Source organism: Variovorax sp. AC194, from assembly GCF_979257995.1.
The window spans coordinates 4,589,797-4,609,686 of the sequence record NZ_OZ409823.1 but is presented as its reverse complement, the minus strand read 5'-3'; the positions used below and the strand labels follow the sequence as shown (position 1 = coordinate 4,609,686).

Genomic DNA, 19,890 nt, shown 5'->3' with positions numbered 1-19,890 from the left:
CATGACCACCCGCCTGAATGTCGTTCGCGAGGGCGAAGGCCCGATCGTCGTGCTCAGCCATGCGCTGGGCTGCAACCTGCGCATGTGGGACGGCGTGGCCGCGCTGCTGGCGCGCGCCCACACGGTGATCCGCTACGACCACCGCAACCACGGCGGCTCCGAGGTGGTGCCGGGCGCGCTGCGCGTGGAGACGCTGGCGCAGGACGCGGCCGAGCTCATCCAGCGCGAGGCGGGCGGCGAGCCCGTGCACTTCGTCGGCCTCTCGATGGGCGGCATGACCGCGCAGGCGCTCGCGGTGCGGCACCCCGAGCTGCTCAAGACCGTGGTGATCGCGAATTCGTCCGCGCACTACCCCGACCAGGCACCGTGGCGCGCGCGCGCCGAGACGGTCAACGCCAAGGGCGTGGGCGCCATCGCGCCGGGCGCCGTTTCGCGCTGGCTCACGCCGGCGTACGTCGGCACGCCCGAGGGCGCGGGCGCGGCGAAATCGCTGCACGACGTGCTGGTCGCCACCGATGCGCAGGGCTACATCGAGAGCTGCAACGCGGTCGCGGCCATCGATTTCCGCGAGAGCAACCACCGCATCGCCGTGCCCACGCTGGTGATCGGCGGCCTGCAGGACGAGGCCACGCCGATGGCGATGTCCGAGGCCATGGCCGCCGCCATTCCGGGCGCGCGACTGGCCACCATCGATGCCGCCCACCTGAGCGCGGTGGAGCGCCCGGTCGAGTTCACGCAGCTGCTGATCGATTTCTGGCGCAGCCTTTGAGCGGCCTAGCGGGGCCTCGGACCTAGGTGTATCCCGTATTCCGTGCGATTAATGAACGAAGTCGTTCGATAATCGATCAGCCGTCGCCCGAATAGATTGTGGCGCGGGGCCGGGGTTCCTAAAGTCCACCCCATGCATCGCTCCATCGCCACGGTCTCGCTCAGCGGCACCCTTCGCCAGAAGCTCGAAGCCATCGCGGCCGCCGGGTTCGACGGCATCGAGCTGTTCGAGGCCGACTTCATCAACTTCAAGGGCACGGCCACGCAGCTGCGCGGCATCGCCGCCGACCTGGGCCTGTCGATCGACCTCTACCAGCCGTTTCGCGATTTCGAAGGCATGCCCCAGGCGCAGTTCCTGCGGAGCCTGGAGCGCGCCGAGCGCAAGTTCGACCTGATGCAAGCGCTGGGCGCGCCGATGGTGCTGTGCTGCTCGAACACCTCGCCGCTGTGCGTCGACGACCCTTCGCTCGCCGCTGCGCAACTGCATGAACTGGCCGAGCGCGCCGCGCGCCGGAACCTCCGCGTGGGCTTCGAGGCGCTGGCCTGGGGCCGGCATACCTCGCGCTACGGGCAGGCGTGGCACATCGTGAAGCAGGCGGACCATGCGCACCTCGGGCTGATCTTGGACAGCTTCCACACGCTGTCGCTGAAGGACGATCCCGCGGGCATCGCCGACATTCCGGGCGAGAAGATCTTCTTCCTGCAGATGGCCGATGCGCCGCTGCTCGCGATGGATGTGCTGCAGTGGGCGCGCCACCATCGCTCGTTCCCGGGGCAGGGCGATTTCGACGTCGTCGGTTTCTTCGAGCAGGTGCTGCGCGCCGGCTACACCGGGCCGCTGTCGCTGGAGATCTTCAACGACATCTTTCGCGAGACGCCGAACCGCCGCACCGCCGTCGATGCGATGCGCTCGCTGCTGTACCTGGAGAGCGAGGCGCGCCAGCGGATTGCCACCGTGCAGCCGCAGCGCGTGGAGCTCTTCAACCCGCCGCCGGTGGCCGCGCTCTCGGGGCTGTCGTTCATCGAGTTCGCGGCGGACGAAGCCTCGGCGCGCACGCTCGACACGCTGGTGCGGCAACTGGGCTTTCGCCGCATCGGCAAGCACCGCTCCAAGGCGGTGACGCTGTACCGCCAGGGCGAGATCAACTTCATCGTGAACGCGCAGCCCGACTCCTTCGCGCGCGGCCGCTTCGAGGCGCATGGCACTTCGGTGTGCGCGATCGGCGTGCGCTGCGCCGATCCGCTGGCGGCCGTCGGGCGCGCGACTGCGATGCGCTCCAAGCGGCATGACAGCCCCGTCGGCCCCAACGAACTGCGCGTGCCCGCGGTCGTGGCGCCGGGCGGCAACCTGATCCATTTCGTGCCCGAGGCGCTGGGCGCCAACGGCCTCTACGAAGCGGACTTCATCCTCGAAGACGATGCGCCCGACAGCAACGACGCCGGCCTCGCGCAGATCGATCACGTGGCCCTCGGCCTCGCGGTGGACCAGCTCGACACCTGGGTGCTCTTCACGCGCGCCGTGCTCGGGCTCGAAGCCGGCGAGAGCCTCGAACTGGCCGACCCCTTCGGCCTCATCCGCAGCCGCGGTGTCGCCAACGCGGAGCGCAGCGTGCGCCTCGTGCTCAACGTGTCGCTGAGCCAGCGCACCCGCACCGCGCGCACGCTCAGCGTGACCGGTGGCGGGGCGGTGCACCACATCGCGCTGCGTTGCGAGGACATCTTCGCGGCGGCCGCGAAGCTGCGCGCCAACGGCACGCGCTTCGTGCCGATCTCGGACAACTACTACGACGACCTGGCCACGCGCATCGACCTCGCGCCCGAACTGCTCGCGCGCATGCGCGCGGCGGGCGTGCTGTTCGACCGCTCGCCGGCCGGCGACTACCTGCACATCTATACCGAGAGCTTCGAGGGGGGGCTCTTCTTCGAGGTCGCGCAGCGCATCGGCCACTACGACGCCTACGGCGCCCTCAACGCACCCGCGCGCATGGCGTCGCAGGCGCAGGACTGATTTCTTTCGCACGCATCACCGCACCACTGCATCACCGCATCACACTGCATCACCACTGGAGACAAACCCATGGCCAACACATCCGCCAAAGAGCCGCAAGGCAGGCACCAGTCCAGGAAGGCCGCGGCAAGCGGCTGGATCGGCTCGGCGCTGGAGTACTACGACTTCTTCATCTACGCCACCGCGGCGGCGCTGATCTTTCCGCAGATCTTCTTTCCCAAGGGCGATCCCAAGACCGCCATCATCGCGTCGCTCGCGACCTACGGCGTGGGCTACGTCGCGCGGCCCATCGGCGCCTTCGTGCTCGGCCACTGGGGCGACACGCATGGGCGCAAGCAAGTGCTCGTGCTGTGCATGTTCCTCATGGGCTTCTCGACCGTGGCCGTGGGCCTGTTGCCCACGTACGACCAGGTCGGCCTGCTGGCCCCGACGCTGCTGGTGATCCTGCGGCTCATCCAGGGCTTCGCGGTGGCGGGCGAGATCTCGGGCGCGAGCTCGATGATCCTGGAGCACGCACCTTTCGGGCGCCGCGGCTTCTTGGCGAGCTTCACGCTGCAGGGTGTGCAGGCCGGGCAGATCCTGGCGGCCGCGGTGTTCCTGCCGCTCGCGCACTACATGCCTGAAGACGCCTTCAACTCGTGGGGCTGGCGCATTCCGTTCCTCCTGAGCTTCCTGGTGATCGTGGCCGGCTACATCATCCGCCGCGAGGTCGACGAGACGCCCGCCTTCGCCGAAGTCGACAAGAAGGGCGAAGTGGCCAGGTCGCCGATCGTGCAGGCCTTCACCGACAGCTGGGCCGACATGCTGCGCGTGGTGTGCATGGCGCTCATGAACGTGATTCCGGTGGTGGCCACCGTGTTCGGTGCCGCGTATGCGGTTCAGGCGGCCTACGGTATCGGGTTCCAGAAAGACTTGTATCTGTGGATTCCCGTGCTGGGCAACATCCTCGCGGTGCTGGTGATTCCGTTCGTGGGGAACCTGTCGGACCGCATCGGCCGCAAGCCCCCGATCATCGTGGGCGCGCTGGCCTCGGGGCTGCTGTCGTTCGTGTACCTGTATGCGATCAGCATCAAGAACGTGCCGCTCGCGATCTGCATGTCGCTCCTGATGTGGGGCATCGTGTACCAGGGCTACAACGCGACCTTTCCGAGCTTCTATCCGGAGCTCTTCCGCACCCGCAACCGCGTCTCGGCCATGGCCATCTCGCAGAACATCGGCACCACCTTCACCGCGCTCCTGCCCGCGCTGTTCGCCGCCGTGGCGCCTCCGGGCTCGACCAACGTGTGGCTCACCGTGGGCGCGATCACTTTCTCGGTGACCATCCTCGCGGCGCTCGCGGCCATGAGCGCGCGGGAGACCTACCGCGTTCACATGCGTGACCTGGGCGATCCCAAGGCCGCGCCGGTCGAGAAGGCCGAGTACGACCGGCTGCGAGAGCAGACGCTCTCGGACGCCCGCCTTGCCAAGGCCGCGGCCCAGCTGAGCTGAGCCGTCACACGGAAAACCTTTCGCGCACCAAGGGTTGTGGGGCCATGAAGAATGGCGCCCATGACCACCTCTTCCTCCCACCTCAAGATCGATTTCGTCTCCGATGTGTCTTGCCCCTGGTGCGCCGTTGGCCTGAGCTCGCTCGAGGCGGCGCTCAAGCGGGTGGCACCGGAAGTCACCGCGGAACTGCACTTCCAGCCCTTCGAGCTGAACCCGCAGATGCCGCCCGAAGGGCAGGACACCTTCGAGCACCTGAACCAGAAATACGGCTCCTCGCGGGAGCAGCAGGCCCAGTCGCGCGAGATGATCCGCCAGCGCGGCGCGGCCGTCGGCTTCGAGTTCAGCCCCGAGGGCCGGCCCCGGGTCTACAACACCTTCAACGCGCACCGGCTCCTGCACTGGGCCGAACTGGAGAGCCCGGCCAAGCAGGCAGCGCTCAAGAAGCTCTTGCTCAAGGCCTACTTCACCGACAGCCAGAACCCCTCGGACCCCGAGGTGCTGGTGCACGCGGCGGCCGAAGCAGGGCTCGATGCGGCACGGGCCCGCGAGATTCTGGCGAGCGACGAATACGCCGCCGAGACCCGCGAGCGCGAGCGCATGTACACCGATGCCGGCATCCACTCGGTGCCCGCGATCATCATCAACGACCAGCACCTGATCTCCGGCGGCCAGCCGGTCGAGGTGTTCGAGCGCGCGCTCAAGCAGATCGCCGGCGCGGAGCCCAGCCGGGTCGTCAGCGCCTGACGTGGCCTTTGGCTTTCGTTTCGGCTTGAAACGAAGCTGACCGCCAGCTTTACCTGAGCGACGGCGAGCGACCGTCAACCGCATCGGCCCGGTGCGGGTTGATCGGTTCATGATGAGTCCCATGCTGCATCTTGGCCGTCTCTGCATGGTGTCGGCCGCCATCGCCCTGGCGGCCTGCACGACCGGATCGCTCCGATCCGATGCGCCCCCGCTGTCGGTGTCCAGCACCGCGGCCGACAGCCCGGCCGCGCAGCTGCAATGGCTCGATCGCGTGACCTGGGGCGCGAACGCGAGCAGCCAGGCCGAACTTGCGAAGACCGGCCTCGCGCGATGGATGGGGCGGCAGTTGAAGCCGCAGCCACAGCCCTTGCCCCCGGCCGCGCAGGCGCAGATCGACGCGATGACGATCTCGCGCACACCGCTCGACCAGCTCGTGATCGGCCTGGACGCCCAGCGCAAGGCGGCCGATGCCCTGCCCGACGAAGAAGAGAAGAAGGCCGCGCGCCAGGCCTACCAGCAGGCGCTGACCCGGCTCGCGCGCGAGGCGCAACAACGCTTCGTGCTGCGCGCGCTGTATTCGCCCAACCAGCTGCAGGAGCAGATGACCTGGTTCTGGATGAACCACTTCAACGTCAACCTGCGCAAGGACAACATCCGCGCGCTCGTGGGTGACTACGAAGAGAACGCCATTCGCCCGCATGTGCTCGGCAGGTTCCGCGACCTGCTCGGCGCCACGCTGCACCACCCCGCGATGCTGCGCTACCTGGACAACGCGCAGAACGCGGCCAACCGCATCAACGAGAACTACGCGCGCGAGCTCATGGAGCTGCACACGCTGGGCGTGGGCGGCGGCTATTCGCAGGCCGACGTGCAGGAGCTCGCGCTCGTGCTCACCGGCGTGGGCGTGAGCCTGCAGCCGCTCGAGGCGGTGCCGAACATCCGGCCCGCGGTGCGCGCGGACTATGTGCGCAAGGGCCTCTTCGAGTTCAACCCGAACCGGCATGACTATGGCCCGAAGACGCTGCTGGGCCAGCCGATCCAGACGCGCGGCCTCGCCGAAGCCGACGAGGCGCTCGATCGCCTCGCGCGCGCACCGGCCACCGCGCGCTTCATCTCGCGCAAGCTCGCGGTGTACTTCGTCGCCGACGAACCGCCGTCCGCGCTGGTCGACCGCATGGCCTTGGCCTTCACGCGCAGCGATGGCGACATCGCCGTCACGCTGAGGGCACTGTTCGAGTCACCTGAATTTTCTGCCTCGCTCGGCCGCAAGTTCCGCGACCCGGTGCACTACGTGATGGCCGGCGTGCGGCTCGCGTACGACGACCGCGTGGCGCTCGATGTGAACCCGATGCTCAACTGGATCAACCGCATGGGCGAGCCGCTGTACGGGCACGAGACGCCCGACGGCTATCCGCTCAACGAAGCCGCATGGGCGAGCGCCGGGCAGATGAACACGCGCTTCGAGATCGCGCGGGCCATCGGTGCGAACGGCGCGGTGCTGTTCCGCGCCGACGACAAGGCGCCGCTGGAGAAGCCCGCGTTTCCGCAACTGGCCGAATCGAACGCGGTGCGCGCGAAGCAAGGCAGCTTGAGCGAAGACACGCGCGAGGCGCTCGCGCAGGCGAAGACGCCGCAGGAGTGGAACACCTTCCTGCTGGCATCGCCCGAGCTGATGCGCCGATGAGCAGAAGGAAAAACACATGCAACGCAGAGAACTCCTGAAGCTGATCGCCGCCGCGCCGCTCGCGGGCGCCGCGGGCCGGTTGATCGCGGCACCTGCCGCCGAAGGCGCCAAGCTGCTCGTCGTGTTCCTGCGCGGCGCCTACGACTGCGCCAACCTGCTGGTGCCGACCGCCAGCGATTTCTACTACGCCTCGCGCCCCAACATCGCCATCGCGCGACCGGGGCAGCCGGGCGGCGCGCTGCCGCTGGACGGCAACTGGGGCCTGCACCCCGCGCTCGCGCAGAGCGTGATGCCGCTCTTCCAGCAGAAGCAGGCCTCGTTCATCGCCTTCGCGGGCACCGACGACTTGACGCGCAGCCACTTCGAAACGCAGGACTCCATCGAACTCGGGCAGGCGCTCGACAAGCGCCGCGACTACCGCTCGGGCTTTCTCAACCGCCTGGCGGGCGTGCTCGGCGGCGGGCCCATCACCGACGTGTCGCCCATCGCCTTCACCGACCAGTTGCCCATCGCGCTGCGCGGCGACGCCAAGGCCGCGAACATGGCGCTCGCGGGCAATGCGCGTTCGGGCATCGACGCGCGGCAGAGCCGGATCATCGCGTCCATGTACCGCAACACGCCACTTGCGCAGCCCGTGGCCGAGGGCTTCCAGGTGCGCGACGAAGTCATGCGCGCGGTGCAGGCCGAGATGGACGCGGCCAGCCGCAACGCGATGACCGCCAAGGGCTTCGAGCTCGTCGCGCGGCGCATGGCCGTGCTGATGCGCGACCGCTTCGACCTGGGCTTCGTCGACGTCGGCGGCTGGGACACGCACGTGGGGCAGGGCGCCGGCACCGGCTACCTCGCCAACCGCTTCGAAGAGCTGGGCCGGGGCGTCGCCGGCTTCGCACAGGAGATGGGCGAGGACGCATGGCGCCAGACCGTGGTGGTCGTCATTAGCGAGTTCGGCCGCACCTTCCGCGAGAACGGCAACCGGGGAACGGACCATGGGCACGGCACCGTGTACTGGGTGCTCGGCGGTGGCCTTTCAGCACAGGCGGGTGGGCGCATCGTCGGCGAGCAGCAGGCGCTGACGCAGGCCACGCTGTTCCAGAACCGCGACTACCCGGTGCTCAATGAATACCGGGCGGTGTTCGGCGGGCTCTTCAGCCGGATGTACGGGTTGTCGCCCGCGCAGCTCGGGCGGGTGTTCGAGGGCGTGGCGCCGCGGGATCTGCAACTGGTCTAGCGGAGCCGGTCTGCGCGGCAACTCACCCGCGCGCCAAGCGCCTCGTAGTGGCGCACCAGATAGTCCTTCGCCTCGGCGCTGATGTTGTCGACCAGCAGCGGCAAGGGCAGCTGATGCTTGAGCTTGAGCAGGCTCGCGCCCGCCAGGTGCCTGTAGTCCGGATGCGCCTTGAGCGCGGTCAGCACCTGCAGGGGCTGGGCGCCCAGGTCCGTCAGATGCACGGTGTAGAAAAGCACCGTCGAGGGCGCATCGTCCGGTGGCTCGGGCGCCTCGACCTCGATGCGCGCCATCAGCGTTCGAAGGTTCGGGAACAGCGGCTGCGGCGACCAGCGGCCGCTTCCGTGCCAGTCCCAGAGCACCGGCACTTCGGGCTGGCCGATGTCGCCGATCAACGGATCGCCATCGGCGTTCTGCAGCACCACCCAGTGCGGCTGCCACTGGCCCGTTTCGACGGCGTCGCTCCACACCAGATGATCCGGCGTGCTCGCCGCCTGGTCCAGGATGAAGCGATAGCCCTCCATGCCCGCCAGGAGGCTGGGCACATCGACGGCGCCCGGGCCGGTGAGATCGCCACGCCAACCTTCGCGCCAGGCCGGGTCTTCCAGCACGAGGGACTGCGTTCCCATGCTGCGGCACCAGGCGAACCAGTCGTGCATCGGCGGGGGCAAGGGCGGCAGGGTGAACCGGGCGGCCAGCGCGGCCTGGATGGCTGCCCGGCTGGGCCAGTTGTCGGGTGTCAGTGCCATGGAATGCGTGAGGATTTCCGCGGCTTGCCGCCGGTATCGGCGGGATGTTGCCACAGGGGGCGGTCGGGGTAGCCGCCCGCCGCACTCGCCCGACCCGCTGGCAACCCTGGCGAGGCCGCTCGCCCGGAAGGACGGCGCCTCGCCTCGAACCTGGCTCGACCGATCTGCAAGCCAGATCGGCCAAGCCAGCGCTCTAGTTCCCCGAGAAAGTCATCGGCACGTTCTTCACCGAGCCGTCCGCCTGCGGCACCTTGACGTTGACCTTGAGCTCGCCCTTGAAGTCCGCAGGCGGGGTGCCGCTGAACTTGCCCGTGGCGGGATCGAGCTTGAGCCAGGTCGGCAGCGGTGCACCGGTGGCCGTGGTGGCCGCGACGGTCTTGCCTGCGGGCAGCTTGTCGGGCATGGGCACGCTGGCCGTGATCTGGCGCGTGGCGGGGCTCGCGGTGCCTTGCGTCACCGTCACGCCCTGACCGCCGCTCAGCGTCGTCTTCTGGCTGGTGTTGCTCGATTCCGTCTCGACGCTCGCGGTGGCCACGCCGCTGCCCTTCTTTTGGGCGAGCGGATCCTTGGCGGGCGTGCCAGTCGTACTGCCAGTGCCTCCAGTGCCTCCAGTGCCACTGGTCCCACCGGTCCCACCGGTCCCACTGGTCCCACCGGTCCCACCGGTCCCACTGGTCCCACCGGTCCCACCGCTCCCACTGGTCCCACCGGTCCCACCGCTCCCACTGGTCCCACCGGTCCCACCGCTCCCACTGGTCCCACCGGTCCCACCGGTCCCACCGGTCCCACCGGTCCCACCGGTCCCACCGGTCCCACCGGTCCCACCGGTCCCACCGGTTCCACCGGTTCCACCGGTGCTTCCAGCCGTCGCCGTACCCGTCTTCTTCTCCGGCTGCAGGCTCGAGCCGGAAGCCGAAACGCCGACGTCGACGCCCAGCGAACTCGAACTGCTCTTCGCCTCGGTCTGCGTCACCTTGCCGCCGGCCGTCACGCCGACGGCGCCGGTGGCCGCGACCTGCGTGCCTTCGAGGGAGGTGTTCTTGCCCGAGGACAGCGCGATGTTGCCGCCGTTGCTCGTGATGCTCGCGCCGGTTGCGATGTTGCTGTCGGCCTTGCCGTAGCCCACGCCCACCGAGGCTTCGCCGCTGCGCTCGTCCATGGTCTTGCCGCCGGTGGTCTTGCCGCCGGTGGTGGTGCCGCCCACGTTCTCCTTCTTGCCGCCCGAGGCCGCCGCCGACACGTCCACGCTCAGCGACTCGCTGCTCGAGACGCTGCGTGCCGCGTTGAACGCGAGGTTGCCGCCCGCCGCCACCGACACGTCGCTGTTGCTGGCAATGGTGGTGCCCGTGAAGGTGGCGTCGCCGCCGCTCTTGATCGTGAGCGGGCCGCTGCCGCTCTTGATGCTGCCGGCCACGTCCTCGTTGCTGCTGGCGGTCGACTTGGCGTAGCTCACGTCCGCGCTCGCGCTGCCGCTCTTGGCACCGGCGGACACGGCCACGTCCACGCCCACGTCCTGGCTGCTCGAGGTGCTGGTGTTCTTGGCGGCCGCGAAGTCGAGCTTGCCGCCGGTCGTCACGCTGGCGCCGCCGCCGGCCGCGAGGTTGGTGCCTTCCAGGCGCGTGTCGCCGGTGGTGGTCACGCTGAGGTTGCCCCCGGACGTGATGCCGCCCACCACCGCCGTGCTGCTGCTGCCACTGGCGGTGCCGCCCGCATAGTTCACGCCCACCGCGGCGCTCTTGTTCACGAGGTCGACGCTCACGCTGCCGCCCGCGCTGGTGCTGTTGCTGCTGCCGCTGGCCGTGTCCCTGGCGGCCGAATAGTTGAGCGAGCTGGCGCCGATCGTCACGTCCTTGCCGGCGGCGATGTTGGTGCCTTCCATCGTGGTGGCGCCGGTGGACGTGCTGCTCACGTTGCCGCCGACCTTGATGTTCGACACCACCGCATTGCTCGTGGCCGACTTCTCGCTGGCATCGTCGTGCTGGTAGCTGGCGCGGATGCCCGCGCCGGCATCGGTCGACGTGCCGCCCGGCTTGCCCGCACCGGGGCCCGCACTGGCGCTGGCACCCGCTTCGGCGGACGCTTCGGCATAGACGCCCAGCTTGGCCGTATCGGTCGCGGTGTTCGACGAACTGTAGGTCGTGTTCGCCGCCGCCTTGCTGGCGATGGTGGTGGCCGACTGCGTGAAGTTGCCGCCTGCCTCGATCTGCGTGCCCACGTCGGTGATGTTGTTGGTGGCGGTGCGCGTGATGCTGCTGCCGGCCGAGATGCCCGAGGTCTGCGCCGTGGTCGAACCGTCGAGCGTGCTGCCGCGCGTGTTCGAGCCGTAGATGCCGACCTCGCCCGAGGCCTCCGCCTTGGCCGAGACGCCGGCCTGTGCGCCGAGGCCGGCGGACGCGCCGCCTTCCACGCCGGCCTTGGCGCTGCCGCTGGCATAGAGGCCGGCGGTGGTCACGCTGCTGCTGGTGCTCACCTCGTGCCGGTCGTCGACCGCCTTGAACGTCATGTCCTTGGCGTCCAGCTTCATGTCCGCACCCGAGGCCAGCTTGGAGCCTTCCACGTTCAGCGTGTCGCTCGCCTTGATGCTGAGGTTGCCGCCCGCGCCGATCGAGGAGCCCTGGTTCTTCGTGTCCAGCGTGCTCGTGGTGGTGTCGCTCTTCTGCACGAGGTCCAGGTGGTTCTCGGTGCTGGCCGACACGCCCGCCGATGCCTGCGCGCCGGCATTGGGAATGCCCTTGCCCGCCGCCGCGCTCGCGCCGGCTTGCGCCTCCGCCTTGGCGGTGTTGTCGGTGCTGGCCATGAGGCCGACGCGGGTCGTGCTCACGTTGGTGGTGGAGGTCGACTTGTCCTCGGCCGCGAGCAGGTTCACGTTCTTTGCGTTCACCGTCGCATTGCCGCCGGCGTTCACCGACGAGCCTTGCAGCGTCACGTCGTTGCTCGCGTTGACCGTGAGATTGCCGCCGAAGCCGAGGCTGGAGCCGACGTGCTTCAGGTCGGTGGTCTGGGTGGTGGTGGTGGTGTCGGCGCTGAACGCCAGGCCGGCCGAGCCTTGGCCCGAGGCCTGCGCGCTGGCTTGCGCGGATGCCGAGGCCGATGCGCCGTTGTGGTCGCTCTTGGAGGCCGATGCCGCGCCTGCACCGGCGCTGGTCGAGCCGCTGCCCGATGCGCCGACCTGCATGATGCCGCTCTGCTTGACCGTGGTGTTGGTCTCGTCGTAGTTGCGCCCTGCAAGCACGTTGACGTTGGTGGCGCTGACGGTGCCGTTGCCCTTCACGTCGACGCTGGAGCCCTGCACCGTGATGTCGTTTTTGGCGGTGAGCGATGCATTGCCGCCCACCTGCAGCGTGCTGGCGACGTTGCGGACCGAGTTCGAGTCGGTGGTCACGGCCGTCGTGCCGTACAGCGAGTTGTTCATGCCCATGCCGGCCGAGTTGCTCTCGGTGTGCGTGGTCTTGCTGTTCTCTCGCGCAATGATGTTCAGGTCCCCGCCGGCCTTCAGGTCGGCGTTGCCCGCGGCCTTGGTGTCGGTGCCGGCCAGCGTGATGTTCCTGCCCGCATCGATCGACAGGTTGCCGCCGCTCGTGAGGCCCGACTTCACCTGGGTGACCGTGGTCGTGGTGGTCGTTGTCGAGCCGCTGCTGAAGGCGGTGTTGTAGCTGCTGTGCGTGGTGTCGGCGGACTTGTTCTGGATCGTGTCGAAGGTCACGTCGCCGCCGGCCTTCAGGCTCGCATCGCCGCCGGCGGCCACGTTGGCGCCGGTGTTGGTGATGTTCTTGGCCGCATCCAGCGAGAGCGTTCCGGTCGATTCGATCGACGCCGTCTTGCCGATGTCGGTCGCATAGCGCTGGTCGCCGCCCGAGCCGCTGGCCGTGGTCTGGTTGACGATGCTGCCCTGCGTGGAGCTCACGGCCACGTTGCCGCCCTTGATCGTGCCCGAGGTGTTGGTCACGTCGCCGACGGACACCACGGTGAGCGCCTGCGTGCCGGCGATGGTGCCGCCGCTGTTGGTCAGCGAAGTCAGGCTGAGGTTGGCGGTGTCCGCCGTGATGACCGCGCCCTGCGTGAGGCCGCTGCGGGTCTTGGGCGACAGGTAGACCACGGGCGCGAGCACCACCTGGCCGTCGATCTCGGTCTGCACCATCCACACGATGTCGTGCGTGAGCTTGGACTGCTGCTCGGGCGAGAGGGCCTGGCCGTAGACGAGGCCGAGCGCCTTGCTTTCGCCGGCGGCCGAATCCATGAGCGCTTGCACCTGGGTGCCCGCGTCCTTAGCGCCCGCGAGCAGCGAGTTGCCCGTCTGCGCGATGAGCTGCTGCTTGATCAGGTAGGCCTCGTAGCTCGAATCGCCCAGGCGCCGCACCAGCGTGTCGGCGTCGTAGCCCAGGAGCTTGGCCAGGTAGTCGGAGCCGACGGTGGACGAGCCGATCTGGTAGCGCGGATTGCTTTCCACCAGGTACTTGGCGCCCGGCTCCCTGGCGATCACGTACAGGCCGTTCGGGTTGGTCGGCAGCGGGATGTTGATGCCGCCGAACGAGGTGCCCTGCACGCCGTTGGCCGCGTTCACCGCGACGAACGAGATGGCCGGGCGCCCATTGAGCGTCGTGACGGGCGTGACGCTGCCGGCGGCCGCGCCGGTGGTGCCCGTGGCCGCGCCGCCGACGGTGCCCTTGGTGGCGTTGCCGCCGTTCACTGCCGACACCGCGGCCGTCTTGGCGCCGCCCTTCTTCATGTCCGCCGCCTGCGCCGCGGTGGACCCGTTGTTGGTGAGGGCGAAGCTGGTGCCGGTGTTCAGCACGCGGGCGTAGACGCCGGCGCCGATGTTGCTGATTTCGGTGACGGCGTTGGTGGTGTTGTCGTTGATGACCCGGCGTTCGTAGTAGGTGGCGCCGCCCGCCGCGATGTACTTGGTTTCTTCGGTCCAGGTGCGCGTGTAGGAGGTGCGCTGCAGCGCGAGGTCGTCGTTGACGAACGTCGGGTTGCTGCCGCTGCCCGAGAACGTGACGACGTCGCCCGAGATCACGCCGCCCAGGTTCTTGCCGCTGTTGAATGTCAGGCTGACCGCGCCGGCTCCGGTGATCTGGGGCTTGATCGTGGGCGTGCCGCCCGCGTAGGTCTGGTCCTTGTACCAGGTCTGCTTGTAGTACCAGCTCTCGTACTGGTCGCAGCAGCCGTGGCCGTTGTAGCCCTGGCTGTCATGGCCCGTCTCCGTTTGCACGCGCGTGGTCTCGGTGCCGTAGGTGCGGGTGTCTCCGCCCAGCACCTCGTTGCGCAGGTCGCGTGCGGCGATCGTGATGGCGCCGTTGCTGTCGATGGTGCTGTTGTTCACCAGCGTGTCGGCGCTCAGGGTGACCGACTTGCCCGCGCTGATCGTGCCCTGGTAGGCGCTCAGCGTGGCCGCGTTGGTGAGCGTGCCCGACGCGGCCGAGGCCGTGAGCGCGTTGCCCGCATACAGCGCGCCCCGGTTCGTGAGGCCTCCGGCCGCGGTCACGTTGAGGTCGTGCAGCGCCGCGATGCCGCCGGTCAAGCCGTTGGTGAGCGACGGCGCGGTCACGGTGAGGTCGTTGCCCGAGAAGAGCAGGCCGTTGTTGGTCAGCGCACTGGTCGTGGTGATGCGGGTCTGCGACGGATTGGCCTGGTCGGTCGAACCCAGCACGGCCGAGTTGGCACCCGCCAGTGCCAGCGTGCCGAGCGTGAGCGTCATGTCGCGGTCGGACGACAGCGTGGCGCCGTTCGCCAGGTTGACGGTGCCCAGCGCGGCGGTGAGCTTCTGGCCGACCACCGTGCCGGCGGCGCCGATGCTGAGCGTGCTCGCGCCGTTGCCGTTCACCGAGAGCGTGCCGCTTCGGCTCTGCATGAGGCCGTTGACGGTGGCCGCGTAGTTGTTGCCGCTTCGGCTTTGCAGCGCGAGGTCGCGTTCCGCGATGACGGTGCCGGCGCTGGTGAGGCCGCCCGTGCCCACGCCCAGCGTGAGCGCGCCCGCGGACTGGATCTTGCCGTCGTTCGCGATCGTCGTGGCGGCCACCGAGCCGGCACCGGCCGCGGCGGTGGCCACGGTCAGCACGCCGCCGGTGCGATTGGTGAGCGTGTTGGCCACGTTCACCGTGCTGTCGCTGCGCGTGCCGCCCTGCAGGGTGCCGGCGTTGTCGATGCTCGCCACATTGAGGGCCAGCCCGTCGCCGAGCATCTTGCTGTTGGCCGAGGTGACCAGCGCGGCGCCCGTGCCCTGCACCGACAGCTGCCTGCCGGCCTGCACGGTCGCCGTGCCGCCGCTGTTGTTGAGGCCCGCCGTCACGTTGGCCGTGAGATTGCCCGTGGCGATGAGCTTGCCGGTGTTGTCGATCTGGTTCGCGCCGAGCGTCGCGTCATTCGCGCTTTGCAGCGTGCCGCTGTTGGCCAGGGTGCCGGTGACGGTCACGCTGTCCGCGGCGGTGCCCTGTTGCGACAGGATCCAGGTGCCCTTGTTGTCGAAGGCGCCCACGGCGACGGTGCTGCTGGTGTTCGCCTGTATGCGGCCGGTCGCGGCGTTGGTCGCGTTCGCGGCCTTGATCGCGAAGGCCTGGTCGGCCAGCAGCGTTCCGCTGTTGGTGAGGGTCTGTGTCGCGCCGCCGTTGCGATCGGCGATGTCGATGTTGTTCGTCGCATGCACGGTGCCGCTGTTGTTCAGCGTGCCGTTCACGCGCAGCGTGGCGGTGCCCGCGCTGGCCTCGATGGCGCCTGCGTTGGCGAGGCCGTTGCCTGCCTGGATCGCGACGCTCTGGCCCTTCATCGTGCCGGTGGCGGCATTGCTCGCCAGGTTGCCGGCGGTGAGCGTGAGGGCGGTGCCGGCCTGCACGACGCCGCCCGCGGCGTTGCCCAGGTCGCCCGTGGTGGTCGCGTCGATCTTGCCCGCGGCCAGCATGTTGCCGCTGTTGAGGAGGCTCGCGGCCGTGACGCCCAGGTCGCCCGCGCTCTGCAGCGTGCCGCTGTTGGTGGCGGCGCCCGAGACGGCGATCTGGTCCGTCGCGCCCGCGTTCTGCGACAGCAGCCAGGTCCCCGCGTTGTTCAACGCGCCCAGCGTGGCCGTGCTGCCGGAGGCTGCCTGCGTCCAGCCGGCGGCCGTGTTGCCGAACGAAGCGGCCTTCAGTGCCAGTGCCTGTTCGGCCAGCAGCTTGCCGCTGTTGACGACGGCCTCGGTCGCGCCGCCCGTGCGGTCGGCGATGTCGATGTTGCCCTTCGCGTGCAACTGGCCGCTGTTGGTCAGCGTGCCGTCCACGCGCAGCGTGGCGTTGCCGGTGTCGGCCGTGGCGATGCCCGCGTTGTTCAGGCCGTTGGCGGCCGTGAGGTTCAGCGCTGCTGCTTTCAGCACGCCGGTGCCGGTGTTGGTGACGGTGCCGCCGCCGGTCACGCCGAGCGTGCCCCCGGCCTGCGCGATGCCGCTGTTGGTGAAGTCCTTGCTCGTCGTCGCTGCCAGGTCGGTGACTGCGAGGAGGGTGCCGCTGTTGTCCACCTGGCCCGCGTTCACCGCGACGGCGCCCGCGCCTTGCAGCGTGCCGCTGTTGGCGAGCGTGCCCGTCACGGTGACGTTGTCGCTCGCGCCGGCTGCCTGCGACAGCAGCCACGCGCCCTGGTTGTCCATGCTGGCCGCGTTGACGGTGCTCCCTGTCTGTGCCTGCACGCGCCCTGCGGCCGTGTTGCTCACGGCGGCGGCCTTCAACAACAACGCTTGTTCCGTCAGCAGCGTGCCGCTGTTCGCGAGGCTGGCCGTCGCGAGGCCGTTGCGGCCGGCGATGTCCAGGTTCTGAGCGGCGTGGATCTGGCCGCTGTTGGCGATGGTGCCATCGACGCGCACCGTGACCGCGCCCTTGTCGGCCGATACCGTGCCCGCGTTCTCCAGGCCGTTGCCCGACGTCAGCGCGAGGTTGCCGCCCAGCGATTGCAGCGCGCCGCCCGCGGCGGTGCCGATCTTGCCGCTCGCGGTGAGCGTCATGTTCCCGGCCGACTGCAACGCGGCCAGGCCCAGCGCCAGGTCGCCGTTGCCGGCGCTGGCGATCAGCGTGCCGCCGCTGCTGTAGAGCTTGGTCGCGCCCGTGGTCACGAGGTTGCCGAAGGTGCCGTTCCAGGCACCGCCCGCGCTCCATTCCGTCGCGCCGAGCGAGGCTGTGTCGCCCACGGCCAGCGCCAGTGCGCCGCCCGCGTGGCGCAGGTTGTTGTTGGCGATGCCGGCGCTGCTGGCCGTGTCCAGCAGGCTGGCCGCGCTCACCGAAAGGTCGGTGCCCGCGACGAGCGCGCTGCCCGCGATCGACGTGCCGCCCGTGGACGAAAGAGACAGCGCGCCGGTCGAGGTGAGGCTCGCGTCGGTCAGCGCGAGTGCGCCGGCGCCGGTGCCCGTGGTGCTCACGTTCACGTCGGTCGCAGCCGAGATGCGGTTCTGCAGCTCGACCTTGCCTGCGGCGGTGAGCGTGAAGTCGCTCGCGCTGGCTGCGGCGTCGCCCAGCATGCGCACGCCCACGCCGGCTTCGGTGGAACTCAGGCGGATGCGGTTGGCGTACATGCCGCCGAGCACGGCGGTGTCGATCGAATAGACCGGCGCGCTGCCCGTCGGCGTGGCGGCGCCCGTGACGGCGCGCGTGTCGTAGCTCCACTTGTTGGTGCCGGTCGCGATGCTCAGGTCCTGCGCATTGATGGGCGCTTCGATGCGCACCGAGCGCGTCACCAGGTCGAGCACCTGCTGCGCCGTCGCGTTCAGGCCGGTGCCCGTGATGAGGATGTCGCCCTGGCCCACGCTGAAGCCGCCGAGCCCGCCGTTCGAGGCAAGGAAGGGGTTGCCCGTGCTCAGCGTCACGCGGTCGGTGTTGATGAAGCCGCAGCCCGAGCAGGTGATGCCGTAGGGGTTGGCGAGCACCACGTCGGCCCTGCCGCCGAGCACTTCGGTGAAGCCGGCCAGCGTGCTGCGGTTGTTCGACACCACCTCGTTCAGGATCACGCGCGCCGCGCTGGACTGGTTGAAGTTCGCCGTGACCTGGCCTGCAAGCTGCGACTGCCAGGCGATCTGCGCCGCGCTGGTCGTGTTGTTGAGGATGAGGCCGATCGGGTTGACGTTGAAGCTGTTGTACCGGTTGTGCGACAGCCCGGCCGAATTGGCCCGGTTGATGTTCACCACCGTCACGCCGTTGGGCGCGACATACGCGTTGAGCTGGGTGCCCGGCGCCACGACGACGGAGGCGACCTGCGCCAGCGCGAAGGGCGGCAGCAGCACCATCGCGCCAATGGCAACGAGGTTGCGGCTGCGCGAGACGGCCTTGCCGCTCGTGCCGCTCTTGCTGTTCTTCGTATTGCCCCGCGCGGTTTCCGCAACGGCCGTCCAGGTGGCGGACACGGCATTCCAGACGACTCTATAGATGTGGTTCATGGTGCGGTCAGTCTCAAAGGGAGGCAGAAAGGCGGAAGCCGTAAAGGGTGCCTTCGCGCACGAGCGCGCTGGGCACGTGCACGGCGCGCGAGGCGAAAACGTCGAGGCTCAGCGTCTTCCACTGGAAGGCGGCGCCGAGCGTCGCGCCCGACAGCGAGCCGGAGGGCACGCCGCTCGCGCGGTTGCTCACGCGGCCCACGTCGAAGCCGGTGTAGACGCGGCCTTGCAGCGGCGCGCCATCGCCGAGCGCGAGTTGCCAGGGCATCGAGAGTTCGTTGCGAAGGTAGAAGCCGCTGTCGCCGCTGAGCACGGTGTTGAGAAAGCCGCGCACCGACGAGCCGCCGCCGATCAGCATCTGCTGCGTGCCGTAGAGCGTGTCGTAGGCGTGCTGGCCGCTGAACTGGGTGGAGAAAGAGAACGCGCTGCCCGCCACTTCGAAGCGGCGGGAGAACCCCAGGTCGAGCGTGGCCTTGCGGAACTGCGCGTGCGGCAGATCGTCTTCGAGCGTGTCGGCGTCGCGCAGCGCACCGAAGGCCTTCAGGCCCTTCACGTAGCCCACGCGCGCATTGAGGATGCCGCCGCCCACCTGCGTGAAGGCGCTCGCGCCCACGTCGAGCGTGGTGAGGTCGCGGCTGGCCACCTGCAGGAATTCGCCGCCGAGCCAGTTGCGGCTCGATTGCGTGCCCAGGCGTGCCGACAGTGAGATGCGGCTTGCCTGGTCGCGGTACACCACGCGGTCGGCCGTGAAGCTCTTGCTGATGGTGGTGCCCTCGGACGCGAGGAACTGGCCGCTGGGCAACCGCAGCACGTTGCGGTAGTTGCTCTCGCTGGCGTCGAGGCTGAACGTGCTGTAGCCGAAGGGCAGCACGGCGCGCAGGCCGGTCGAATCGGATTTGTGATCCCAGCGCTCGGGCAGCACCGACTGTCGCTTGGTGATCGACAGCAACTCGTTCAGCCCCAGCAGGCTGTCGAAGGTAACGGTGGCCGAGGCGTTGTCGCGGCCCGTGGCACGCGTGCCGGAGTTGTCCAGCGAGGTGTAGAGGTGCACCGGGAACGCGGCCGGATTCTCGACCACCACCACGGTCTGGCCCGGCGCACTGCCGGGGCGCAGGTCGAGCTTGGCGTTGTTGGCGGTCAGGCTGTTGACCTGGTCGATGCCCTGTTCCAGGTCGCGCAGGTTCAGCAGGTCGCCCGGGCTGGCGGGGAAGGCGCCGCGAATCCACTGGGCCCGGTCTCTGCCGCCGGTGACCTCGAAGCGCTCGATCTTGCCTTCGACGATCGTCACTTCGAGCACGCCCGAGCGCAGGTCCTGCGCCGGCAGGTAGGCGCGCGTGGTGATGTAGCCGCGGTCGATGTAGCTCTTGGTCAGCGCGGCCAGGATGGCTTCCAGCTCGGCCACGCCCAGGCACCGCCCGGCGTTCTCGCCCTGGAGGCGCTCGGTGAGCTTGCCGGGCAGGTTGCCGGTGTCACCGTTGAAGCGGATTTCCTTGATGTCGCGGCACTGCACGCCGATGTCGGGCACCACCACCTGCGGGCGTACCTGCTGCAGGTTGGTGCCGCCGGGCGCGGGCAGGGCGCGCTGGGCACGGTCCTGTTCTTCGCGCAGGCGGTCTTGCTGCTGGCGCTCGATGATCTGGTTCTGCCGATCGATCTCGGCCGCCGGATTGACGACCTGCGCCTGGGCCGACATGCCCAGCAAGGCGGTGCCGAGCACCGCCAGCGAACGTCTCTTGTAACGCCGCAAAGACGATGCGGAATTGCCGCCAAACGGCGGTTTCGAAGCAAAAAATGGCATAGATCGACCCATCTATGGAGCCGAATGCCGTCACTTGTCCGGAA

Annotated in this window: 9 protein-coding genes; 6 read left to right on the top strand and 3 right to left on the bottom strand. The window is 69.1% G+C overall.

Annotation, left to right across the window (positions count from 1 at the left end):
* The first annotated feature begins 1 nt into the window (after position 1).
* The 6 genes from ACZYRS_RS21955 to ACZYRS_RS21930 all read left to right on the top strand — a co-directional run bounded on the left by ACZYRS_RS21955 (position 2) and on the right by ACZYRS_RS21930 (position 7,920).
* Positions 2–769: an alpha/beta fold hydrolase gene (locus ACZYRS_RS21955; protein WP_463420965.1), complete on the top strand. Its 768-nt coding sequence runs from the start codon at positions 2–4 to the stop codon at positions 767–769.
* Between the two features lie 132 nt (positions 770–901).
* Positions 902–2,776: a bifunctional sugar phosphate isomerase/epimerase/4-hydroxyphenylpyruvate dioxygenase family protein gene (locus tag ACZYRS_RS21950; RefSeq protein WP_463420964.1), complete on the top strand. Its 1,875-nt coding sequence runs from the start codon at positions 902–904 to the stop codon at positions 2,774–2,776.
* Between the two features lie 69 nt (positions 2,777–2,845).
* A complete protein-coding gene (locus ACZYRS_RS21945) occupies positions 2,846–4,264 on the top strand; it encodes an MFS transporter (RefSeq protein ID WP_463420963.1) in 1,419 nt (472 codons plus the stop codon).
* Positions 4,265–4,324: 60 nt separating this feature from the next.
* On the top strand, positions 4,325–5,008 hold the full coding sequence (locus ACZYRS_RS21940) for a DsbA family oxidoreductase (protein WP_463420962.1): 684 nt from the start codon (positions 4,325–4,327) through the stop codon (positions 5,006–5,008).
* A 121-nt stretch (positions 5,009–5,129) separates the two neighbouring features.
* Positions 5,130–6,692: a DUF1800 domain-containing protein gene (locus ACZYRS_RS21935; protein WP_463420961.1), complete on the top strand. Its 1,563-nt coding sequence runs from the start codon at positions 5,130–5,132 to the stop codon at positions 6,690–6,692.
* Positions 6,693–6,708: 16 nt separating this feature from the next.
* A complete protein-coding gene (locus ACZYRS_RS21930) occupies positions 6,709–7,920 on the top strand; it encodes a DUF1501 domain-containing protein (RefSeq protein WP_463420960.1) in 1,212 nt (403 codons plus the stop codon).
* Here ACZYRS_RS21930 and ACZYRS_RS21925 read toward each other — a convergent pair.
* The 3 genes from ACZYRS_RS21925 to ACZYRS_RS21915 all read right to left on the bottom strand — a co-directional run bounded on the left by ACZYRS_RS21925 (position 7,917) and on the right by ACZYRS_RS21915 (position 19,765).
* A complete protein-coding gene (locus ACZYRS_RS21925; protein WP_463420959.1) occupies positions 7,917–8,666 on the bottom strand; it encodes a hypothetical protein in 750 nt (249 codons plus the stop codon). The genes ACZYRS_RS21930 and ACZYRS_RS21925 overlap by 4 nt on opposite strands.
* Before the next feature lie 193 nt (positions 8,667–8,859).
* The gene (locus ACZYRS_RS21920; protein WP_463420958.1) at positions 8,860–18,051 is read right to left on the bottom strand and encodes a two-partner secretion domain-containing protein; all 9,192 of its coding nucleotides are present in this window, start codon (positions 18,049–18,051) and stop codon (positions 8,860–8,862) included.
* A gap of 13 nt (positions 18,052–18,064) precedes the next feature.
* Positions 18,065–19,765: a ShlB/FhaC/HecB family hemolysin secretion/activation protein gene (locus ACZYRS_RS21915; protein WP_463420957.1), complete on the bottom strand. Its 1,701-nt coding sequence runs from the start codon at positions 19,763–19,765 to the stop codon at positions 18,065–18,067.
* Positions 19,766–19,890 lie beyond the last annotated feature (125 nt).